General features: G+C 60.9%; 13 protein-coding genes. 9 read left to right on the plus strand and 4 right to left on the minus strand.

The features are described 5' to 3' along the window. From JJQ51_RS24840 to JJQ51_RS24875, 8 genes are all read left to right on the plus strand, one after another. On the plus strand, positions 1-741 hold the full coding sequence (locus tag JJQ51_RS24840) for an amino acid ABC transporter ATP-binding protein (protein ID WP_269245446.1): 741 nt from the start codon (positions 1-3) through the stop codon (positions 739-741). A 14-nt stretch (positions 742-755) separates the two neighbouring features. Next, complete coding sequence (locus tag JJQ51_RS24845) at positions 756-1,574, plus strand: amino acid ABC transporter substrate-binding protein (RefSeq protein ID WP_269245447.1); 819 nt, start codon at positions 756-758, stop codon at positions 1,572-1,574. A 57-nt stretch (positions 1,575-1,631) separates the two neighbouring features. Next, on the plus strand, positions 1,632-2,339 hold the full coding sequence (locus JJQ51_RS24850) for an amino acid ABC transporter permease (RefSeq protein WP_183809975.1): 708 nt from the start codon (positions 1,632-1,634) through the stop codon (positions 2,337-2,339). A 16-nt stretch (positions 2,340-2,355) separates the two neighbouring features. Then, the gene (locus tag JJQ51_RS24855; RefSeq protein ID WP_113331713.1) at positions 2,356-3,048 is read left to right on the plus strand and encodes an amino acid ABC transporter permease; all 693 of its coding nucleotides are present in this window, start codon (positions 2,356-2,358) and stop codon (positions 3,046-3,048) included. Between the two features lie 195 nt (positions 3,049-3,243). Beyond that, complete coding sequence (locus JJQ51_RS24860) at positions 3,244-4,257, plus strand: sugar ABC transporter substrate-binding protein (RefSeq protein WP_269245448.1); 1,014 nt, start codon at positions 3,244-3,246, stop codon at positions 4,255-4,257. A gap of 63 nt (positions 4,258-4,320) precedes the next feature. Beyond that, positions 4,321-5,871 (plus strand): sugar ABC transporter ATP-binding protein, encoded by a 1,551-nt coding sequence (locus JJQ51_RS24865; protein WP_113353423.1) that lies wholly within the window; start codon positions 4,321-4,323, stop codon positions 5,869-5,871. Beyond that, positions 5,861-6,880, plus strand: coding sequence for an ABC transporter permease (locus JJQ51_RS24870; protein ID WP_269245449.1), 1,020 nt, complete (start codon positions 5,861-5,863; stop codon positions 6,878-6,880). Before JJQ51_RS24865 ends, JJQ51_RS24870 begins: the two co-directional genes overlap by 11 nt. Positions 6,881-6,882: 2 nt before the next feature. After that, complete coding sequence (locus JJQ51_RS24875) at positions 6,883-7,884, plus strand: ABC transporter permease (RefSeq protein WP_113353421.1); 1,002 nt, start codon at positions 6,883-6,885, stop codon at positions 7,882-7,884. Positions 7,885-8,002: 118 nt separating this feature from the next. Here the strand turns inward: JJQ51_RS24875 and JJQ51_RS24880 are convergent, their stop codons facing one another. The 4 genes from JJQ51_RS24880 to JJQ51_RS24895 all read right to left on the minus strand — a co-directional run bounded on the left by JJQ51_RS24880 (position 8,003) and on the right by JJQ51_RS24895 (position 20,938). Next, positions 8,003-10,051 (minus strand): O-linked N-acetylglucosamine transferase, SPINDLY family protein, encoded by a 2,049-nt coding sequence (locus tag JJQ51_RS24880; protein ID WP_113388784.1) that lies wholly within the window; start codon positions 10,049-10,051, stop codon positions 8,003-8,005. A gap of 376 nt (positions 10,052-10,427) precedes the next feature. Then, positions 10,428-18,320, minus strand: a complete 7,893-nt coding sequence (locus JJQ51_RS24885) for a beta strand repeat-containing protein (RefSeq protein WP_442967346.1) — start codon at positions 18,318-18,320, stop codon at positions 10,428-10,430. Positions 18,321-18,609: 289 nt separating this feature from the next. Continuing rightward, on the minus strand, positions 18,610-19,905 hold the full coding sequence (locus JJQ51_RS24890) for a flagellar hook protein FlgE (RefSeq protein WP_113353417.1): 1,296 nt from the start codon (positions 19,903-19,905) through the stop codon (positions 18,610-18,612). A gap of 337 nt (positions 19,906-20,242) precedes the next feature. Beyond that, the gene (locus JJQ51_RS24895; protein ID WP_113353416.1) at positions 20,243-20,938 is read right to left on the minus strand and encodes a GntR family transcriptional regulator; all 696 of its coding nucleotides are present in this window, start codon (positions 20,936-20,938) and stop codon (positions 20,243-20,245) included. Positions 20,939-21,062: 124 nt separating this feature from the next. On the opposite strand from JJQ51_RS24895, the gene JJQ51_RS24900 reads away from it, so the two are divergent. Beyond that, positions 21,063-22,115, plus strand: a complete 1,053-nt coding sequence (locus JJQ51_RS24900) for an amidohydrolase family protein (protein WP_269245451.1) — start codon at positions 21,063-21,065, stop codon at positions 22,113-22,115. Positions 22,116-22,118 lie beyond the last annotated feature (3 nt).

The raw sequence follows: 22,118 nt of genomic DNA on the forward strand, positions 1-22,118 counted from the left end.
ATGCTTGAGATCAAGAACCTAAAGCTGTCTTACGGAAGCACGCAAATTCTAAATGGTGTGGACCTGTCGGTGAAACGGGGCGACGTGGTGTCGATCATCGGCCCGAGCGGCACCGGCAAGACGACGCTTCTCAAGTGCATCAACCATCTGACCAAGCCGTCCTCCGGCTTGATCGCGTTGGATGGCATCCGCATGGATTACGCTCGCCCCGACAAGGCCGCGGTGCAGGCGATCCGTCTTCGCACGGCGATGGTTTTCCAGCAGTTCAACGTCTTCAAGAACATGACCGTCATCCAGAACGTCATGGACCCGCTGGTGGTCGTTCAGCGCAAGCCGAAGGAAGAGGCCCGCGCGATTGCCCTGCGGGAACTCGAGCGCGTCGGACTTGCCGACAAGCTCGACAACTATCCCTCCCAGCTCTCAGGTGGTCAGCTCCAGCGGACCGGCATCGCCCGCGCCTTGGCGGTCAAGCCGGACGTGATGCTGTTCGACGAGCCGACATCGTCGCTTGACCCCGAACTGGTGAACGAGGTCCTGAAGGTGATCAAGGATGTGACGTCCTCGGGCATCACATCGCTCCTCGTCACCCATGAGATGCAGTTTGCCAAGAACATCTCGAACCGCATCGTCTTTATGGACGGGGGCGTCGTCGCCGCAGACGGCACTCCGGCTGAAATCTTCGATACACCCTCCAACCCGCGCCTCGCTCAGTTTCTCAATTCCGAACGCGCGATCCAGTAGAAAGGATGCCTGAAATGACTTCCATGAGTTCAATCTCGCGCCGTGGCCTCGGTCTTGCCGTAGCAGGCGTCGCGATCGCCTTCGCAACCGCCTCGTTCGCCGAGGAGGTCCGCACGATCAAGATCGCCACCGCGGCCGAATCGAAGCCGCTCTCCTGGGGCGCGATCGGCGTCGAGCCGCAGGGTTACGAACCCGACGTGCTGAGGGCGATCAACGCGAAGCTGCCCCAGTACAAGTTCGTCATGGAAGGTGCGGCCGACATCGCCCAGGAAACCGGCCTTGCCACCGGCAAGTACGACATCGCGACGGGCGGCTATTATCGCGCGCCCGCCCGTGAAAAGCAGTTCCTCATTCCTGAGGCCCCGATCGGTGCGAGCTTGATCAAGATCTATAGCCGCAAGGATAGCGGCATCAACGAGATGAAGGATCTGGTCGGCAAGAAGATCGTGCCCGTCACCGCAGGCGGCGGCATCTACAAGTTCGCCACGGCATGGCAGGAGCAAAACCCGGCCTACAAGATCGAGATCACCGCCTCAAGCGCCGGCGTTCCCTATCCGGACCGGCTGAAGGAAGTGCAGAACGGCAAATACGATGCGCTCGTGCTGCCATCCAACCTTGGCGAGCAGACCGTGATCGACCAGCAGAAGCTTGACATCAAGACGAGCGAGCCGGTCGCGATCAATCAGACCTTCGTGCTGATCCATCGCTCCGAGGAGAACAAGGCCCTCTCCGATGCCATCGACAAGGCTCTGAAGGAGCTCAAGGCCGACGGCACGCTTGCCAAGCTCTCGCAGAAGTGGTTCGGCGAAGACATCACTACGTATATGAAGTAATGGCGGGCTCCGACCCCGGTGGTCAGGCCCAAAGACTGAGAGAAGGAGTGTTCCGAAGTGGACCTTTCCGTCATGATCCCAGAGCTGCTCTCGGCCCTGCCGCTGACGCTTGCGATCACGTTCACGGCCATGATCGCCGGCTTCGTGCTGGCGTTGATCGCGACGACGTTCCGGGTTCGCAGGATCCCGGTGATCAGCCAATTGGCGGATCTCTACGTATCCTATGCCCGCAGCGTGCCCGTCGTCCTGCAATTGTTCGTCGCCTTCTACGGGCTTCCCGTGCTTGTGGGTGTGTTCGGCGTCGCGGACTTCGTGTCCCCGACCATCGCGGCGATGCTGGGCTTGAGCCTCTATCACGGCGGCTATCTGTCCGAAGTCATGCGGCCGGCCTATCTCGCCGTCGAACGCGGCCAGCATGATGCCGCGGACAGTCTTGGCTATACGTTCCGCCAGAAGCTCACGCGCGTTCTCGGTCCACAGGCGGTTCACATCGCGCTCCCCGGCTACGGCAATTCGATCATCTATCTGATCCATAACGTCGCGCTCGTCATGTATATCGGCGCGGCCGATGTCATGGCGACCGCTCATCTTGTCATGGAACGCGACTATAACCAGTACCAGTTCGAAACATACCTCGTGCTGGCGGTGCTCTATTCGTTGCTTTGCCTGGTCGCCTGGTCTGTCGTCCGCTTTTTCGAGCTTCGTTCCGCCAGATTTTCTCCAGGCGCGAAGCGCGGCGGAACCACGATGATGGCAAGCGTCTGATCGAAGGAGTTGCTATATGTTCGATATCGACGTTCTTCTCCCCGATCTTTGGGATATCCTGGGTGCGGTACCCCTCACGCTCGCGATGGCGCTTGCGATCTTCGTCTTCTCGACGATCATAGGCAGCCTGTTTGCCATGGTGGAATATCGGCGCATCCCTGTCTTGCGGCAGCTTGTCGTCGCTTACAAGGTCGCGTTCAAGGGCGTGCCGATGGTCGTGGTGATCTTCCTCGCCTACTATGGCCTTCCCTCGACCCTGCAATTCCTGACATCGCTGATTGGCGTGGACTATAACGGCCATTCGACGCCAAACTGGGTCACGCTCATCGTCGCTCTGACGGCCTGCGTCGCCGCTTTCCAGGCGGAAGTCGTCAAGGGCGCTCTGAATTCTTTCGACACCGGCCAGGCCGATGCAGCCTATTCGCTCGGCTACAAGAAGAGCCAACTCTTCCGCCGGGTCATGCTTCCGCAGGTCATCGTCGCGGCGATACCGGATCTTGCCAATTCCTTCATGGTCATCATGAAGGCGCTTTCCCTGGGGTTCGCCATCGAGGTGGTCGACATCTTCGCGCAGTCGCAACTGACCGCAGCGCTGAACTTCTACTATCTCGAGGCCTTCCTGGTCGCGGTCGTGATCTACATGGTGATAGCCTATGCAGTAACCCAGATCGCGGACAGGACGGAGCGAGCGCTCAGGGTGCGGACTTGATCTCGACCCAACGCTTCCCACGCGGCAAGACAAGACGGTCTCCATCGGCTGATCGTCCTTGAAAGCCGCGGCCGGGGACGAGCACCCGCGCCGTCTACTCTTTCCTCTCCAGGCCGCCTTTTTGGAAATTCATTTCTCCCCATTCTCGTTAGTCCACTTAATTTATAGACTAAAGTCAAATTGGAGAGAGTGGCAATGAGCATCGAAAAGTCCGACAGCGGTCTAGGAAGACGGGAGCTGCTGAAATTATCCGCGGCGGCTGGAGTTGCCGTTGCCGGCGCTTCGCTGATCGGGCGAAAGCCCGCCTTCGCGGCCGAGGAAGAGCCGTCCCTGAAGGGTAAGCGCATCGCCATCAGCGCGACCGGAACCGACCATTTCTTCGACCTGCAGGCCTATAATGCCCAGATCGAAGAGGTCAAACGCCTCGGGGGCGAGCCGATCGCCGTGGACGCGGGGCGCAACGACGCCAAACTGGTCTCGCAATTGCAGACGCTGATTGCCCAGAAGCCGGATGCCATCGTTCAGATCCTCGGCACTCTGAGCGTCATCGACCCCTGGCTGAAGAAGGCGCGCGACGCCGGCATTCCGGTTCTGACGGTCGACGTCGGCTCGACCAATTCGATCAACAACACCACCTCCGACAACTGGGGCATCGGCAAGGACCTGGCGCTGCAGCTCGTCTCCGATATCGGCGGCGAAGGCAATATCGTCGTCTTCAACGGCTTTTACGGCGTGACGCCTTGCGCGATCCGCTATGACCAGCTGGTCAATGTCGTCAAATATTTCCCGAAGGTGAAGATCCTCCAGCCGGAACTGCGCGACGTCATCCCGAATACCGTGCAGGACGCTTTCACCCAGATCACCGCGATTTTGAACAAATATCCGGAAAAGGGGTCGATCAAGGCGATCTGGTCGGCATGGGACATCCCGCAGCTCGGCGCGACCCAGGCGCTTGCCGCCGCTGGCCGCACCGAAATCCGCACCTACGGCGTCGATGGCAGCCCGGAAGTGCTGCAGCTCATCGCCGATCCGAAATCGCCCGCTGGCGCCGACGTCGCTCAACAGCCCGCGGAAATCGGCCGCACCGCCATCCGCAATGTCGCGAAGCTCCTCGCCGGGCAGACGTTGCCGCGCGAGACCTACGTTCCAGCACTTCTGGCCAACAAGGCCAATGTCGGCGAGGTCACCAAGAAGCTCGGCATCGGCTGATAGTCCGCTCCGGGCGATGCCGCCATGGCTGGATCGCCCGGAACATGTCCGCTGGAGACCGAGATGACGGCCATTTCTTTCAAGCAGCCGGTGACGGCAAAAGACGACATCATCCGCTTTGAAGGCATCGTCAAGCGCTTCGGCGGAGCGCAGGCACTGGCGGGTGCGTCGCTGAGCGTCAGGCGTGGAACCATCCACGGTCTCGTCGGCCAGAACGGCGCGGGCAAGTCGACATTGATCAAGCTGCTTGCCGGTCTTCATCAGCCGGATGACGGGAGGATCGAGATCGAAGGGCAAGCTTTCGATAGGCTGACCCCGCATCTCGCGGAAGAGCTGGGCATTCACTTCATTCATCAGGATCGGCTTCTCGTGCCGACTTTTACGGTCGGCGAAGCCCTGTTTCTCGGCCGGGAGCCGCGCATACCAGGCACGCCATTTCTCGATCGCCGGCTGATGCAGCGCCGTGCATCCGATATCCTCAAGGATTATTTCGGTGTGCGGTTGCCGAACAGCGCGCTGATCGGTGAATTGTCGACGGCCGAAAAGCAGATCGTCCAGATCACCCGCGCGCTTCTCAACCAGCCTAAGGTGCTTGTCTTCGACGAACCGACGGCGGCATTGGTGCGTCGCGAGGCCGATATTCTCTTCCGTCTGATCCGTCGCCTGCGCGATGAAGGCGTGACCGTCATTTACATCTCGCATTACCTGAACGAAATCGAGGAACTCTGCGACCATGTCACCGTGCTGCGCAACGGGCTGGACGTCGCTTCGGTGCCGATCCGGGAAACATCGGCCGCGGCGATCGCGCGGCTGATGGTCGAGCGCGACATCAAGGACATGTTTCCGAAGCCGGTTGTTGTGCCCGGCGATGAAATCCTCAAGGTCGAACGGCTTTCGGCGCCCGGAAGATACGAGGATGTCAGCTTCACCCTTCGGCGCGGCGAGGTGCTGGGCCTCACTGGTTTGCTCGGTTCCGGGGCAAAGGAGCTGGTCCGCTCTCTCTTCGGTCTGGATAGGCCGGCCTTCGGTCGCATCGAAATCGGCGGCAAGGCTGTCCGTTTCGCCAATCCCAGTCACGCGACGGATAACAGGATCGCCCTGGTGCCCGAGGATAGGCGCCGCCATGGCATCGCGCTCGACCTCAGCGTCGCGGAAAATATCAGTCTTTCCAGCCTCGATCGCTTCACGCGCCTCGGCTTTCTCGACCGCGAGGGCGAAAGGCGGGAAGTCGATGCCCTGATTGAACGCCTGCAGGTAAAGACCAACGGGCGTAACGCCTTGCTGCGCACGCTTTCGGGCGGCAATCAGCAGAAGGTGGCGATAGCCAAATGGCTCAGTCGCCATTCCGAGGTCTACCTCCTCGACGAGCCGACGGTCGGCGTCGACATCGGCTCCAAGGTCGAGATCTATACGCTGATCGGCGAACTCGCGGCGCGCGGCGCCGGTGTCATAGTCCTGTCTTCCGACCTGCCGGAACTCCTTGGCATCACAGATCGCATCCTTGTGCTCTTCCGTGGCCGGGTGGTGCGGGAATTCATATCGTCGGAGACGACGGCGGATGCCGTGCTCGCCGAAGCCACCGGATCGTCGGAAGGACAGCGCCATGTCGGCTGAGGTAGAATTCGCGCCTTCCGGATTTTCGACCTTAGAAGAACCTGCCCGGCCGGCCGGCAATATAGCGGCCACGGCATTGCGCTTCGGGTCGCTGATCGCCTTTGGGGTCATCCTGATCGTCTTTTCGCTGACCGCGCCTTACTTCCTCAGCATCGGCAATATCGGCAATGTGCTCGGCCAATCAGCCATCTCCGGCGTGCTCGCGATCGGACTGACGATCGTCCTCATCGCTGGCGGCTCCAATGTCGTCACCGGCGGTATCGACCTGTCGCTTGCTGCCAATATGGGCCTCAGCGCCGCCGTCTATGCCAGCCTCACGCAACTCGGCTTTGGTGATGTCACGGCGATCCTGGCATCGATCCTGACTGGTACACTGATCGGCGCGGTCAATGCTATCGCCGTCGTCTATGCCGGTATCGTGCCGCTACTCGCCACGCTTGCCGTCATGAACGTCGTTGCCGGCCTGGAACTGGTGCTGACGGGAAATACCGTCCTTCCGGCTTCCACGCCATTCCTCTCGGCGCTTTCTGCTTCGGACTCCCTCGGCATGCCGATCCTCGCCTATGTGCTCATCGGCTTCACGGCGATTGCGACGGCGATCGTGCAACATACGCCGCTTGGTCTGCGCCTTTACGCTGTCGGCGAGTTTCCGGATGCCGCGCGCGCCGCTGGCCTTCCGCTTCGTCGCCTGCTTGCCGGCGCATTCGTCGCCAGCGGCCTATCTGGCGGCATCGCCGGCATCCTCTCGGTTTCCTACCTGAGCGGCAGCACGACGGGTTCCGGCGAGATGCTGTTGCCCGTCGTTGTCACCGCTTTGCTCGGTTCGGTCTTTTCACGCAGGCTGGTTCCAACAGTGACTGGAACGTTGCTTTCAGCTCTGCTGGTCGGCTTCCTCACCAACGGTTTCCAGCTGCTCAATATTTCGAGCACGCTGGTCAGCGGCGTGCAGGGCCTGCTCATTCTCATCGTGGTCTCCGCGACCACCCTGTTGCGTCGGCAGGAGGCCTGAACATGTCGCTTCATGGTTCCGCACACGCCCCGGTTGGCTTGACGCGGCTGATCGCCGCCAGCCTCGTGCGCTATGGGCTGATCCTCGCCCTGGTTGCGGTCTTCGCCGTCTTTTCCCTGATCACACCGACATTCCTGACCCTTGCCAACCTGCAGAGCATCCTGGTTAACAATTTCACGTTGCTTGCCATCGTTTCCATCGCCATGACCTTCGCGGTCGCCTCTGGCGGCATCGATCTTTCGGTGGGGACGGCGATGGATTTCGCGAGCTTTGCCTTCGTCTCGCTCGTCCTTGCCGGGCAGCCGGTGGCACTTGCGGCGTTTGCCGGATTGGGAGCCGGGGCGCTCGTGGGCGCCTTTAATGCGCTATTGATCTCGGGGATCGGCGTCTCGCCGTTCCTTGCGACGCTCGGCACGCTGTTCATCGGCCGCAGCATCCAGCAACTGCTGACCAATGGCGGCAATCCCGTCTATCTGCCGCCGAACGGCGTGCCGGAGGCTTTCCGTTTCCTTGGCCACGGTACGATCTGGGGTTTCCCTGTGCCGCTCGCAATCGCCATCGTCCTCATCGCGGTCGCCGCGGTCATTCTTGCCCGCACGCGCTTCGGCCGCGTCGTGCTGTCAATCGGTATCCAGCCGGGTGTCGTGCGCTATTCCGGTATTGTGGCTCCCGCCTATATAGCGCCCACCTTCGTATTGGTCGGATTGATCGCGGCCGTCGCTGGCCTGATTCTGACCGCGACCGTCACCGTCTACATCCCGTCTTCCGGCAATGCATTCCTGCTGAATGCCATCGGCGCAACCTTCATCGGCACGACGCTCAGTCCGCTCGGGCGGCCGAACGTCACTGGTACCGTGCTGGGTGTGCTGCTGCTCAGTATCGTGGCCAATGGACTTTTATTGACCGATCTGAATTTCTACTGGCAGCAGGTCGGTACGGGAACACTGATCTTTACCGTGCTCGCCCTGAGCTTCATGAACCGGAAAGCGGCTGGCCGCCCGTGAGGCAAGCCGCAGAGAGTGATGGAAATCCGGCCGCTGTATCCGTCAGATTCTTCTGGCCCGTCAGATTCGGCAACCTTGGCGTTTGGGCATTGGCGCAGGAGAAATCCAACGGGAATGCCTAGATTACCGTGCCATTAGGCCAGAGGCGACCGTCTCGCTGCAATGGGGAATAGTCGTGCCATTCGGCCAGCCGCTTTCTATATTCGCGCCTGTAAGTGCTGTCGTCGCGAAAGGCAATGTGGTCTTGCACCAATCCGACGCCAATCTCATAGTAGACATCGAGGTTGCGCAAATCCGGCTGAGGAATGTTTCCTTGCTCGGCTTCTCTTTGCATCTGCCAGAACAGCGTCTCCAGGCGCTGAACGAGGGCTGGAATATCGCGCAAGACACTTGTGTCTCGTTGTTCCCGCATGGACGCCCTTATTCTCTTCAGGCTAGTTGAATCCTTTGCGAATCCGATCGCCTTTTCTATGTAGTCTTGCGGGTCCGAGCAGATGAGCTGCGTCGCGCCGGCAGCCGCGACTATGCTATGGCAGAAGCGTGCTGCGAAGCTCTTGCCTGGAATGGTGAGGACAGGCAAGCCCATGGTCAGGGCATCGGCCGCGGTCGAATGTGCTCCATAGGGGAACGTGTCGAGGAAAAGATCGGCAAGGCCAATCCTGGCGAGGTGTTGAGCGTTTGGTGCCTTGGGCGCGAAGATGAGACGCTCAGGTGCGACACCGGCATTTGCCGCGACCTGGCGCAGACGGGCGTCGACATCGCCACCGCCGCTCAACAGCCATAATACGCTGTCGGATGTTGCCGCGAGAATTTCCATCCACCGCGCAAACGTCTCCTGCGTGATCTTCTGCATGCCGTTGAAGCAGGCGAAGACGAAGGCGCCGTCCGGCAGGCCCGCTTCGAGGCGTGTCGGCTTTTCGGCGACCGCTCTCTTGCGATCAATTGGCTGGGTGCAAGGGATCCTCCGGACCTTCTCTGAATAGAAGATCTCATTTTCCGGAGGAATGACGTGCTCGTCCGCGATGATATAGTGATGAAAAGGACTGCCCATCGTGCCCGGATAGCCGCAGAAATTGACGATGACGGGGGCCGGTCGATATGCGAAGATCTTCGTTCGCGCATGCTTGGTATAGCCATTGACGTCGATGAGGATATCGATGTCATCGTCCGCGATCTGCCGTGCCGCATCCTGATCGTTGAGCGCGGCGATCTCGCGCCAGCAGTCGACGACGGCTTTCATGCGCGTTTGCGTGGCGTCTTGCTCCACGGGCTCCCCGCAGTAATAGGCGTAGATCTCGACGCTTTGCTTGTCGTGCAGCTCCAGCACTTCCCTGAGTGCGAAGCCAACCGCGTGATCGCGCAGATCCGACGATACGTAGCCGATGCGAAGCCGCTGAGCGGTTCCGGATTTTTTGCGCGGCATCTTGCGAGGAAATCCGCTTATGTCGGGCCGACCGACAAAGGATTTGTTGTATTGATAGGCTCTTGCGAGCTGAAACAGGGGATCGTCGGAATAGCAGGCAAGCGTCAGCGGCGACATGGAATCGAGGAGCTGACGCGTGGAGACGTGGTCGGATGACGTCAGAACAGGCCATTTGCATTGGCGCTGTCGCAAGGCGCTCCAATGCTGCCCGGCCTCGCCCTTGTCGGGTCGTAGTTCGATAGCCTGCCAAAGAGCCGCTTCGGCATCATCCAAAAGACCCGCATTTTCCATGACGCGGCCAATATGTTGAAGCGCCATGAGGCGGTGCGCGAGCTTGTCCGGAGTGCTTTCAGCCGTCATGTCGACGAAGCTTCGCCATTGCACGATGGCTTGCGCCGCGACGCCGCTATCTTCCAATGCCCGTCCGAGATTGATGTGTGCCGGGCCGAATTGCGGATCGAGCTTCAGGCAGGCGCGCAGCGCCTGAATGGAGCCGGCTATGTCGCCGAGCTGCCGCAGCGTGACCGAATAGTTGAAGTAAACGAGATGCAGGTAGGGGTGGCCATCGTTGAACGCAATCCAGACCTTGTAAGCCTCCGCCGCCTCCAGCTTCCGCCCGGCGGCACTTCGTGTTTCGGCAAATTGGAACAGGTCGTTGAAGGAGAGGCGCTGCGAACGCGCCAGGTCCAAGATGCCGGCAAGGGGCATGACCGGACTGGTGACTGAAGCATCATTGGTGACCATGGGCATTCCATAAACTGGCGGCAGGCAAGGCAACCATTTTCATAATGGCTGCCGATGTCTCGACTGTGCTTGGTTGCCGTCGGCATGTCATCAGCCTGCCGCGGGAATCGGCCGTTGCGCGCCGGCAATCAACAGCTTTCGAACGCGCCAAGGCGAATTGCAACGACCGCGCGGGTGTTCGAGACCACGAGACCAAGTCATATGCCGCGGGCGCTGCTCGCGATGGCTCGGGCAGCTTCTGAAATCGCCCGCCGCCAGGCGCTCTGTCGCGTGATTCGATCCAGCAATGCCGGGGCATATCGCGATCTTCAGGATTCGCCTTTCGCGTCCTGGGTCTCGATCTCGCCTATCGCCGTCGCAAGGCCTTTGTGCCGTTTCACGTCACATAGCTCGAGATGACCGCGGCGATTTGATCCGAGCTCAGATATGCCATTTGCGAACGCATCAACGCGAGCAACTGCGTACTGGAAAGGCTCGCGATATCCTGAGTGGATAGGCCCGTTATGCCATTCGAGCTAAAAGCCGCGATATCCTTGGTCGAGAAGGTCGAGAGCTCCTGGGTCGTCAGGGCGGCGACCTGCGCCGAGGTCAGCCCGCTGACCTGGGATGGTGCGAGAGCCTCGGCCTGCGCCGTCGTCAGCGCCGCGATGACCCGCGTGGTCAATCCGGCGACCGCCCCCGAGTTCAATGCGGCGATGTCATCGGTCGTGAAGACCGAAATATCATCCGTATCCAGGGCCGCGACCTGAAGGGCGTTCAAGGCGCCGATCTGCGACGTTGAAAGAGCGGCGATCTGAGCCGTACTCATTGCCGCGATCTGACCATAGCTCAATGAAGCGATCTGAGAGGTCGTCAGGACCGCGATCTGATCGCTGCTGAGGGCCGCGACGACGGCGGTAGACAGTCCCTGGATCGCATCCGAGTTGATCACGGACAGCTCGGCGGTGGAAATGGTTGTCAGATCCGCCGTGGTCAGTCCCGCCAGACCGGCTGAACTCAACGCCGCGATCTGGGTGGTTGAAAGCGCTTCGAATTGTTCGATGCTAAGCACCCCGACCTGGGTACTGCTCAGGCCGGCGATGCTGCCTGTCCCGAGTGCCGCGATCTGAGCGGTGGAGAGGGAGGCGATAAAGTCGGTCGACAGTCCCTGGACCGAGTTGGAACTGATCGCCGCGATATCGGAAGTGGAGAAGGTTGCCAGGTCGGCCGAGCTGAGGCCCGCAATTCCGGCTGAACTCAGGGCGGCGATCTGGGCCGTCGAAAATGCCGCGATCTGATCGACGCTCATGGCGGAGACCTGGGTACTGCTCAGGCCGGCCACGCCCGCCGTGCTCAAGGCGGCGACCTGGCTTGTCGATAAAGCGGCGATATCGGCGGTGCTCAGGACCGCGACCTGCTTTGAGCCGAGTACCGCGACTTGCGCCGCTGTCAAAGCCTCGATTTGATCGGTGCTGAGCACGGCGATCTGCGCCGTCGTCAATCCGGCGATGCCGCCTGTACCCAAGGACGTAATCTGGGCCGTTGATAGCGCCGCGACAATGGCCGTCGTCAGGCCGGAAATACCGCTTGAACTGATGGCCGCGATGTCCGCACTCGAGAAGGTCTGGAGATCATCGGTTCCGAGAGCGGCGATCTGCGCGGAGCTGAGTGCTCCGACCTGGGTGGGTGTGAGGGCTTCGGCCTGGGCCGTGCTGAGAGCGGCCATCTGGCTGGTGGTGAGGCCCGCGATGCCGGCCGTGCTCAAGGCGGCGATCTGTTCTGTCGAAAAGGCTGCGATCGCGGCGGTTGACAGGGCGGACATAGCGAGCGAACCGATGGCTGCCATGTCCGCGGTCGAGAAGGTCGCGAGATCTTCTGTCCCGAAGGTGGCGATCTGCTTCGAGGTGAACGCCCCAACCTGGGTCGGCGTCAAGGCTTCAGCCTGATCCGTGCTGAGCACCGCGATCTGATCGGTCGTAAGTCCGGCAATCCCGCTGGTGCTCAGCGCCGCGATCTGATTGGTGGAGAGGGCTTCGATGCCGTTCGTGCCGAGCACCGCGATCTGTTTGGAATTGAGCGCCGCGACCTGAGCCGTGGTTAAGGCCTCCAACTGCCCGGTGCTCAGAGCCGCTATCTGCGATGTTGTCAGGCCGGCAATGCCCGATGCGCTGAGCGCTGCGACCTGATCCGTCGAGAATCCGGCGATCGTCGCCGTCGATAGGCCTTGTATCGCGCTCGAACTGATGGCCGCGATATCGGCCGTGGAAAAAGCGTCTAGGTCATCCGCGCTCAAAGCTGCGACCTGGGTCGAGCTCAACGCGCCGATCTGCCCCGTTGTGAGGGCCTCCGCCTGGTCGACGCTGAGCGCCGCCAGCTGTGCCGTTGTCAGGCCGGGTATCCCGGCTGTGCTAAGCGCGGCGATTTGTGCGGTCGACATGGCTGCGATATCAGCTGTTGTCAGCGCCGAAATCTGCCTCGAGCCAAGAGTGCTGATCTGGGCTGTCGTGAGCGCCCCGACCTGGTTGGTGCCGAGAGCGGAAATCTGCAGGGTGGTGAGGCCCGCGATGCCGGCGGTGCTGATCGCCGTGATCTGATCTGTCGAGAAGGCGGCGACGGTGGCCGTTGACAGGCCGGAAATGGCGTTTGAACTGATAGCCGCGATATCGGACGTCGAGAATGTCTGCAGATTGGCAGCATCCAGTGTCGCAATCTGGCTCGAACTGAGAGCGGCGACCTGGGCCGAGGTGAGGGCCTCGGCCTGGGCGGTGTTCAAGACCGCGATCTGAGCACTTGTCAGGCCCGCAATGCCGAGACTGCTCAAAGCGGCAATCTGCGCCGTCGACATCGCCGCTATATCGGCTGTCGTCAGCGCGGATACCTGCTTAGAGCCAAGAACATTGATCTGTGTCGTCGTCAGGGCTTGCACCTGACCCGTGCCCAAGGCGGCTATCTGCAGGCTCGTCAATCCGGCCGTGCCGGATGAACTAAGGGCCGCGATCTGGACGTTCGAAAGCGAGGCTATGTCCGCCGTACTCAAGGCGGAAACCTGCGCCGAACTCAGCGCAGCCATCTGCTTGCTGCTCAGGGCATGGATCTGAGCGGTATTCAAGGCGGCGATCTGTTTGGTCGACAAACCGCCGATCCCCAGCGTGCTGAGGGCCGCGAGCTGGTTTGTCGTCAGTGCCGCTATCGCGCCCGTGGACAGGCCCGATATGGCGTTCGAGCCGATGGCCGCGATGTCCTGCGTCGAAAACACGGCTAGGTCGTCTGTCGTTAGCGCTGAAAGCTGGGTCGAGTTCAGGGCCGCGACCTGCGCTGTCGTCAACGCCTCGGCCTGGATGGTGCCGAGCGCTGCGATCTGTTTCGTGGTGAGGCCGGTAATGCTCGAGGTGCTCAGGGCCGCCACCTGGCTCGTCGACAAAGCGGCGACTGCTGTCGTGGAAAGACCCGATATGGCGGCGGAAGTGATGGCTGCGATGTTCTTGGTCGACAGAGCAGCTATGTCATTTGTCGTCAATACGGAAAGCTGCGCGGAATTGAGCGCTGCGCTTTGTACCGTCGTCAGGGCTTGGAGCTGCCCGGTGCTCAAAACGGCGATCTGCTGGGTGGTCAGCCCCGCTATGCCCGATGTGCTGAGAGCCGCTATCTGGGCTGTCGACATGGCGGCGATGGCATCTGTCGACAAGCCGGAGATGGCGGCGGAGCCGATGGCCGAAATATCTTTGGTCGAGAAAGTGGCGATATCGGCAGCACTCAGGCTGCTGATCTGTTTGGAACTCAGAGCCGCGACTTGGGCCGATGTCAGCGCCTCTGTCTGGCTGGTGTTGAATGCAGAGATCTGTGTGGTGGTAAGGCCTGCGACGGCCGAGCCGCCGAGGGCCGCGATCTGCGCGGTCGAAAGTGTCGCGACGATGCTCGGGTCCAAAACCCCGACCTGCGCCGAGCTCAAGGTTGCGATCTGCTTGGTGGATAGCACATCTATCTGGCTGCTGTTGAGGGCACTGATCTGATCCGTGGTCATGCCAAGGATGCCGGTCGGGCTGAGCGCGGCGATCTGCGCCGTCGAGAACGCCGCCAAGGCTGCCGTGGACAAGCCCGAAATGGCACTCGAACCGATGGCGGCAATATCCGCGGTCGAGAGGGCCGCGACGTCGCTCGAACCGAGGACGCCAAGCTGGGCCGAACTGAGCGCGGCGATCTGTGTCGTGGTCAAGGCGGCAAGCTGCGCGCTGCTCAGGACGTTGACCTGATCAGTGCTCAGTCCGGAAATTCCGGCGGTGCTGAGTGCAGCGATCTGGCCAGTCGTGAGTGAAGCTATGCTTCCTGTGCCGAGAGCTCCCACTTGCGCCGAACTCAGCGCCGCGATTCGCGTTGTGGCCAAGGCCGCCACTTGTGTCGTGCTCAAAGCAGCGACCTGATCGGTCGTCAGGCCCGCGACGGTGGTCGTGCTGAGCGCTGCGATCTGATCCGTGGACAATGAACCGATGATGGACGAGCCGAGACCCGACACTGCCTTGTTCGAAATTGCGGCGATGTCGGCGGTCGAGAACGTTGCTATATCATCGGCGCTCAAGGCGCCGAGCTGGACGGAGCTGAGTACCTTGACCTGCGCGGTGGTCAGCGCCTCTGCCTGTGCCGTACTAAGCGCGGTCATCTGCCCTGTTGTCAGACCTATTATCCCGGACGTGCTGAATGCCGCGATTTGGGCGGTGGAGAGTGAGGCGACGATATCCGCATCCATGGTCGCGATTTGCGATTGGCTGAGAGCCGCGATCTGATTGGTGAGCAGCGCATCGACTTGGCCGGAACTCAGGGCGTCGATCTGCGCGGTGCTGAGACCCGCGATTCCTGCCGTGCTCAAGGCCGCGATCTGAGCAGTCGTCAGCGCGGCGATAGCGTCGGTCGACAGTCCCGACATCGCAGTCGAACTGATCACGGCGATATCGGCGACTGAAAGGGCGGCGACATCATCGGTCCCCAGCGCGGAGAGCTGAGCGGTCTTTAGAGCGGCGACCTGATTTGTTGTCAGGGTCGCGACTTGGGTGGTGCTCAGCGCATTGACCTGATCGGTCGTCAAACCGCTAATCCCCGACGTGCTTATCGCGGCGACCTGTGCCGTGGACAGAGCGGCGATGACGTTGGTATCGAGGGCCGCGATCTGGGTGGCGCTGAGAGCCGTCATCCACGATGCCGGCAGGGCGGCGATCTGCGCGGTATTGAGCGCGGCGATCTGGCTCGTCGTCAAACCGGCAATTCCGGCGGCGCTCAAGGAGGCGATTTGTTGCGTCGAGAGGGTCGAGATGACGCCGGTGCTCAACCCCGTTACCGCCTTGCTGGAAAGCGCGGCGATTTCATCGGTCGCAAAGGTCGCGATATCATCCGTTCCAAGAGCGGAGACCTGGGTCGAACTCAGTTTGGCGATCTGGGCCGTCGTCAATGCCTGCGTTTGCTGCGTGCTCAAGGCCGCGATTTGATCCGTCGTCAGACCCGGGATGCCGGATGTGCTGAGGGCCGCGATCTGGCTGGCGGTGAGGGATGTAATGGTGCCCGTGCCGAGGGCTGCGATCTGGCTCGACGTCAGGGTCGCGACCTGTGTCGTGCTGAGTGCCGCGAGCTGCGCGGTGCTCAAGGCCGCGATCTGATTGGTCGTCAGGTTCGCGAGCGTGCTCGTGCCCAGGGCGGCAATCTGTATTGTCGAGAGAGCAGCGACGGCGCCAGTGCTCAAGCCCGCGATTGCCTTGGTGGCGATAGCCGCCATGTCGACCGTCGAGAGGGCAGCCATGTCGTTCGCCGTCAGCGCCGCCATTTGCGTCGAACTCAACGCTGCGATCTGGCTGGTCGTGAGGCTTGCGAGCTGAGCGGTACCCAGCGTCGATATTTGGGCGGTCGTCAGGCCGGTGATGGCGCTCGTGGTCAAGGCCTCGAGCTGCGCGCTCGAAAGGGACGCGATGACGCTGGTTGTGAGGCCGCCGATCGCCTTGCTGGAAAGCGCGGCGATTTCGTCTGTCGTGAACGTTGCCACGTCATCCGAACCCAGGGCGGCAAGTTGAGTGGAACTCAGTACCTTGAGCTGGCTCGACGACAGCGCCTCGACCTGTGCTGTCGTGAGCGCGGTAATCTGGCCCGTCGTCAACCCTGTGATCGCGGTCGTGGTCAGTGCACCAATCTGAGCGGTTGAAAAGGCTGCGATATCATTCGTGCTGAGAGCCGCGATCTGGGCTGTTTTCAGCACGCTGATCTGGGTAGCCGTCAAGGCCGCGACCTGTTGCGAGCTCAGGCTCGCGATCTGGTTCGTCGTCAGGCTCGCGATGGCGCGCGTCGCCAGGCCCGCGACCTGAGCGCCCGAAAGCGCGGCGACCTGGGCCGTCGTCAGGCCGGTGACCGCGCTCGAGCTAAGGGCGGCGATCTGATCGGTTGAAAGGGCGGCGATGACCTCCGTACCTAGCCCCGCCACAGCCTTGCTGGTAATGGCCGCGATTTCCGTCGTCGAGAACGTGGCGATCTCATCCGTGCCGAGGGCCGAGAATTGGCTCGAGCTCAGCGCCGCGATTTGAGCACTGGTGAGCGCCTCCACTTGCTGCGTGCTTAGCGCGGCGATCTGATCTGTCGTCAAACCGGCAACGGTGGCTGCTTTCAGAGCCGCGATCTGTCCTGTCGAAAGCGCCGCAATGACATCCGTACCCAACACGGCAATTTGGCTTGAGCCGAGCGCCGCGACCTGTGCCGTGGTCAGGACGCTCGTTTTAGCCGCGCCCAGAATCGCGATCTGGGCGGTGCTCAACCCGGCAATCCCAGCGGTGCTTAGCGCCGCGACTTGCGCCGTTGACAGGGCAGCAATGGCTGTCGTGTCAAGACCCGATACGGCCTTGCTGGTGATTGCGGCGATGCTGGCGGTCGAGAGCGCCGCGATATCGTCCATGCTCAACGCGGATATCTGGGTCGACGTCAGCGCCGCGACCTGAGCCGTTGTCAGAGCGGCGATCTGCGTTGTGGTCATCACGCTGATCTGGCTCGTTGTCAGCCCGGCGATGCCGCTCACGCTGAAGGCGGCAATTTGCGCGGTCGAAAGTGCTGCGATATCACTCGTGCTCAAGGCTCCGGTCTGCGTCGTCTTGAGCGAATTGATTTGGCTCGTTGTCAACGCGCTGATCTGCGCCGTGCTCAACGCGGTGATCTGGACGGTGCTCAGGCCGGAAACGGCCGACTTGCTGAGGGCTGCGACCTGTGAGACCGAGAGGGCGGCAACATCGCCCGTGCTCATGACCGCGAACTGGGTTGCGGTGAGCGCCGCGACTTGTGCCGTTGTCATCGCGGCGATCTGCGCCGTGCTCAAGGCAGCTATCTGAGCCGTTGTCAGGCCGGAAATCGCGGCCGTGTTCAAGGCGGCGACTTGGTTCGTCGCAAGAGAGGAAATGGTCGCTGTCGAGAGGCCCGCGACCGCGGCAGCCGTGATCGCCGCCATGTCATCCGTCGAAAACGCGGCGATACCGCCCGTGGACAGCACGGAAAGCTGCGCCGAGCTCAGGGCCTTGACCTGGCTGGAGGTGAGAGCCTCGGCTTGTGCGGTGCTCAGGGCTGCGACTTGCGCCGTCTTCAGGCTGGCAATCGCGCTGGCCGCCAGGGCCGCGATCTGAGCAGTTGAAAAGGCCGCTATATCGCTCGTGGCCATCGCTGCGACTTGCGTCGTCCTGAGAGCGGCGATTTGCGCCGTCGTCAGGGCAGCAATTTGCGTCGTGCCAAGCGCCGCGATTTGGCTTGTCGTCAAATTGGAAATGCTGCTGGTGCTCAACGCCGCGATCTGCTCGGTCGAAAGCGTGGCCATTGCAGCGGTCGAGAGGCCCGATATCGCCTTGCTGCTGATCGCGGCCATATCGTCTGTCGAAAAGGTAGCCAGATCTGCGGCGCTGAGCGCGGCGATTTGCGACGAACTCAAGACCCGGACCTGCGACGTCGTCAGGGCTTCCGCCTGTTCGATTGTCAGGGCCTGGAGTTGCTGTGTCGTGATCGCGGTGATCTGCACGGAACTGAAGCTCTCGATCGCGGATGTTGACAGGGCGGCCAGCTGATCGAGCGTGAGCCCCGGAATGGCGCTTTGCGAAATTGCGCTTAACTGCTGGGAGGTGAGAACCTCCACGTCCTCTGTATCCAGCGCCGCGATCTGCGCTGAGGTGAGAACGCTGATCTGCTTGGTGGATAGTGATGCCACATCTTCCGTGGTCCAGGCCGCCACAGCTGATGTTGAAAGAGATCTGATCTGAGTGAGGCTCAAGGATGAAACGATCGAAGTCATTAACAGGACTCTTTCCGTAGCCACGTTGCACTGTCAGCATGTTCAAAGCCGACCAAGCTTGCCTTGCCGAAGCGTTGGCGGATTAACACTCTCTAAAATTCACGCCCCACGCTCGCAGCGTAGTTCGACTGGCTTGCCTGAAGCTGTGGTTGAACTTGTGATTGTCGCTGTGGGTATCGAATTCTCCCACTGATCGAAATCCGATCGTGCTGATCGAGCAGCGGGCTTCGTCATCGGGCCGTACGACAAAAGGGCCCCGGAGGGCCCTTCTGATTGAGCAGGCGGAAGATCAGCGTTGGAGGTTGACCAGTACGTCCAGCAAGTCTGATCCCGTCTGGAAGACCTTGGAGTTCGCAGTGTAGCTCTTTTGTGCCTGGATCATGTCAGTGAGCTGGCCGGCCAAATCGACGTTCGATGCTTCCAGAGAGTTCGACTGGATATAACCGAGACCGTTGCTGTTGGCAAAGCTGGTGACCGTCACGCCTGAATCGGCATTGGCTTGATAGACGTTGCCGCTCAAGAGCGTCAGCTTGTCGGGGCTTGCAACGGTCGCGAGCGGGATCTGGTAGATCGCCTTCGGATCGCCGGTCTTGTAGTTTGCATAGACAATGCCGTTCTTGTCGATGGTGACGCCGGTCACGGGGCTTGCCGCCTGACCATTGGTCGAGCCCGTCGAGCTGAAGTCGCTGGCCTTCTGCGTCATCCCGCTCAAATCCATCGCGATGGATCCGCCGGTTGTTGGGTCGGTGATGGTGAATGTCCCACCGCTCGTCATGTTGCCGTTTGCGTCGAATGTCAATGTGGATGGATTTGGAACATTGACTGGGTCCGACGAATAAGGGAACGAGGAGCTCCCTGACGTGCTCTTGTCGGCATTGCGATAGACGCTGACCTCCCACTGATCGGTCGCGCCCGTAGTGGAATCGGCGGACTGTATCTTGGTGTAATAAACGTCATACATGACGGAGTTGCCAAGCTTGTCGTAGGCAACCACCGAGCTCTTCTGGGTATTTGAGGTAACCGAGGTCGGGTTGGCGCTTGGCAATGTCGCTGTATCGGTAACGACGGTCGCGTTCGAATTGAGGTTACCGGTGAAGGTGCCCGTTGTCGAGGGCGAGCTGGCAAGACCGCTCTGATTGACGTTGATCGGCACCAGGCCGTCGAAGCCGTTGACGACGACAGCCGGCGCCCCAGAAGCATAGGAGTAGCCCATCAGCGTATAGCCAGCGGAGTTCACGAGGTTCCCGTTTGCATCCGGCGTAAAGTCGCCCGCGCGGGTCAGGACGGTCTTGCCGTCGGCGCCCTGCACGACGAAGAAGCCGGCGCCCTGGATCGACAAGTCGCTGCTCGACGAGGTGGAGACCGTGTCGCCCTGCTGCGAGACCGAATAGCTGACGTTGGTTTCGACGCTGCCGGAGTTATAGTTGCCGCCGCCCGAAGGGAGAATCAACGACGAAAAGCTGGTGCTCGCCGACTTGTAGCCCGTTGTATTGACGTTCGCGATGTTGTCCGACACGGTGCTAAGCTTATTTGCCTGCGCGTTCATGCCGGAAACTGCCGTTTTCATGCTACCAAAGATGCTCATTGGTTCCTCGCACGTTGCTGATGCGGGGATGGTAGCGTTAATGACTTGTGTGAAGCTGGCTTTTTGGCGTGCGCCGCCAGTTTGAATCAGTTCAAAACATTCGACGATGCTTGAGCCGGCGCGCGCTCCACATTCCCGATTCGTGGGGCTCAAGGCATGCGATCCGGTTCATATCCTGGACGGCGCGCTTCGCGTCCCGCGGAGACTGCGACACAGGTCTCGATGGCCAGCGTCTCGGACCGCAAGGCATCATGAACGGCTATCGCCTGCCAAAGATCCCTGCCAAAGATAATGCCCTGGCCCTATGTTGGGTATTCGAGCCGGTCGCGGCGGCGCCTTACGTCGCCGTATCAAGATCAGTCCGGATGATGTCGGCCGTTTTCTCATAATGGAGTTGCAGCAACCGCTCGGCCTCCACGGTATCCCGGTCGAGCACGGCTCCGAGGATACGCGCATGCTCATCATTGACCTTGCGCACGCGAAAGGCTTTGCGGATCGAAAGCGCTCGATACCGGTAGAGCCTATCGGCCAGCTGCTCGCAAAAGCCTATCAATGGCTTAGATCCGCATCCCCCGATCAGCAGCGCATGAAAGGCGCGGTGAAGCCTTTCCCATTCCGGATTGTCCTCGAACTGCTCCGGGTTGAGTGAGCGCGGGGTGCGCTCCAACCGATGATGGGCGACCAGAAGCGCCTCTTCCCAGTCAGGCGTTGCATTCGCCATGGATTCCCGCAGGGCCAGCGTCTCCACCCAGCAGCGCGTTTTCGTCAGCTCATGCAATTCGTCCAGGCTGATGGGTTTGACGAAGAAGCCGCGCTGTTCCTTTCCGATGACGAGGTCCTCCGTCGTCAATCTGTTCAATGCCTCGCGCAACGGGGTCTGGCCGGCATCATAGTGCTCGATCAGGAAGCGGAGCTGAAGCTTTCGGCCGGGCTCCAGGCGCGTCGAGAGAATGTCGGCCTTCAGCCGCTCATAGATGCTGGTCGCCAATGTCGCGGGGCTTCCGGCCTCTTTCTTCAGCAGGTTGACGTTCATGGTGCTCTCTGGCTTGCAAATCACTTTTTATATACACGAGGAAGCAGCGGCGCAAAATTTATAAATTTTATCTTTACGTGGTAAAGTTTGTACATTATGACGGCTCTTAACGAGGGAGGGCTCCATGAGCGGAACGAAAGAGCGAGCGTCGGGCGCCTTTGCGAACGGCTGCGCTTGTTGCGGCATTGATATCCACTGTCACGTGGTGCCCGCACGTTTTCCGCTTGCGGCAGGGAATGCTCCCATCCGTGGCTGGCCCTCGATGGTTGCCGCGGATGCTTGTCACGCAACGGTCGTTATCGATGACAAGCCTTATCGCACGGTCAGCGATGCCTGCTGGGTGGCCGAACGGCGGCTGGAGGAGATGGACAGGACCGGTATCCGCATCCAGGCTCTGTCTCCCATGCCTGAGCTCTTCGGCTATTGGATCGAAAAGACCGCGGCCCACGACCTTGTCCGATACGTCAACGATGCGATCGCTGTGATGATCGGGCAGGGCCAGGGTCGTTTCGTTGGGCTCGGCGGCCTTCCTCTTCAGGATATTGATCTTGCGATTTCCGAGTTGCATCGCCTCGTCGGCGAACTCGGTTTTCGTGGCGTCGAGATCGGCAGCAATATCAATGACGTGCCTATCGGTGATCCTCGTTTCCATCCCTTTTTTGCGGAGGCGGAGAAGCTGAATGCCGCTGTCTTCGTGCACGCCGTGCGGCCGACCGGCATGGATCGTCTCGTTGGGCCAGCGCCGCTTCAGCAGGTGCTCGCCTATCCGACCGATGTCGGATTGGCGGCAGGATCCGTGATCACCGGCGGGTTGCTTCAGAAATTCCCGAAACTGCGGATCGCCTTCAGCCACGGCGGCGGCACGTTTGCCTCGCTGCTGCCGCGGCTGCAGCAGGGCTATTTGGCCTTCCCGGCGCTCAGCGAAATCACGCATGAGAGCCCTGCCGCGCAGGCGCGGCGTCTCTATGTGGATTCGTTGGTTTTCGATCCGGACATGCTACGCCGCCTTGTCGCCGTCTTCGGCGAGGATCGCATCATGATCGGCACCGACTATCCCTTCAATTTCCGCGAGAAAGAGCCCATCGCTGGCGTCGAGGAGGCGTTTGCGGATGCGAGTTTGCGCGAGCGCCTGACATTTGCGAATGCGCGCGCTTTCCTGGGTTTGGATGAGGTTTGATCC

This window comes from Rhizobium sp. AG207R (assembly GCF_027109195.1).
GTDB classification, from domain to species: domain Bacteria; phylum Pseudomonadota; class Alphaproteobacteria; order Rhizobiales; family Rhizobiaceae; genus Rhizobium; species Rhizobium dioscoreae.

Bases quoted from the DNA above. Each gene is read 5' to 3' on its own strand.
- JJQ51_RS24840 (WP_269245446.1), top strand. From the start codon at position 1: ATGCTTGAGATCAAGAACCTAAAGCTGTCTTACGGAAGCACGCAAATT.
- JJQ51_RS24845 (WP_269245447.1), top strand. From the start codon at position 756: ATGACTTCCATGAGTTCAATCTCGCGCCGTGGCCTCGGTCTTGCCGTA.
- JJQ51_RS24855 (WP_113331713.1), top strand. From the start codon at position 2,356: ATGTTCGATATCGACGTTCTTCTCCCCGATCTTTGGGATATCCTGGGT.
- JJQ51_RS24860 (WP_269245448.1), top strand. From the start codon at position 3,244: ATGAGCATCGAAAAGTCCGACAGCGGTCTAGGAAGACGGGAGCTGCTG.
- JJQ51_RS24865 (WP_113353423.1), top strand. From the start codon at position 4,321: ATGACGGCCATTTCTTTCAAGCAGCCGGTGACGGCAAAAGACGACATC.
- JJQ51_RS24870 (WP_269245449.1), top strand. From the start codon at position 5,861: ATGTCGGCTGAGGTAGAATTCGCGCCTTCCGGATTTTCGACCTTAGAA.
- JJQ51_RS24875 (WP_113353421.1), top strand. From the start codon at position 6,883: ATGTCGCTTCATGGTTCCGCACACGCCCCGGTTGGCTTGACGCGGCTG.
- JJQ51_RS24880 (WP_113388784.1), bottom strand. From the start codon at position 10,051: ATGGTCACCAATGATGCTTCAGTCACCAGTCCGGTCATGCCCCTTGCC.
- JJQ51_RS24885 (WP_442967346.1), bottom strand. From the start codon at position 18,320: ATGACTTCGATCGTTTCATCCTTGAGCCTCACTCAGATCAGATCTCTT.
- JJQ51_RS24890 (WP_113353417.1), bottom strand. From the start codon at position 19,905: ATGAGCATCTTTGGTAGCATGAAAACGGCAGTTTCCGGCATGAACGCG.
- JJQ51_RS24895 (WP_113353416.1), bottom strand. From the start codon at position 20,938: ATGAACGTCAACCTGCTGAAGAAAGAGGCCGGAAGCCCCGCGACATTG.
- JJQ51_RS24900 (WP_269245451.1), top strand. From the start codon at position 21,063: ATGAGCGGAACGAAAGAGCGAGCGTCGGGCGCCTTTGCGAACGGCTGC.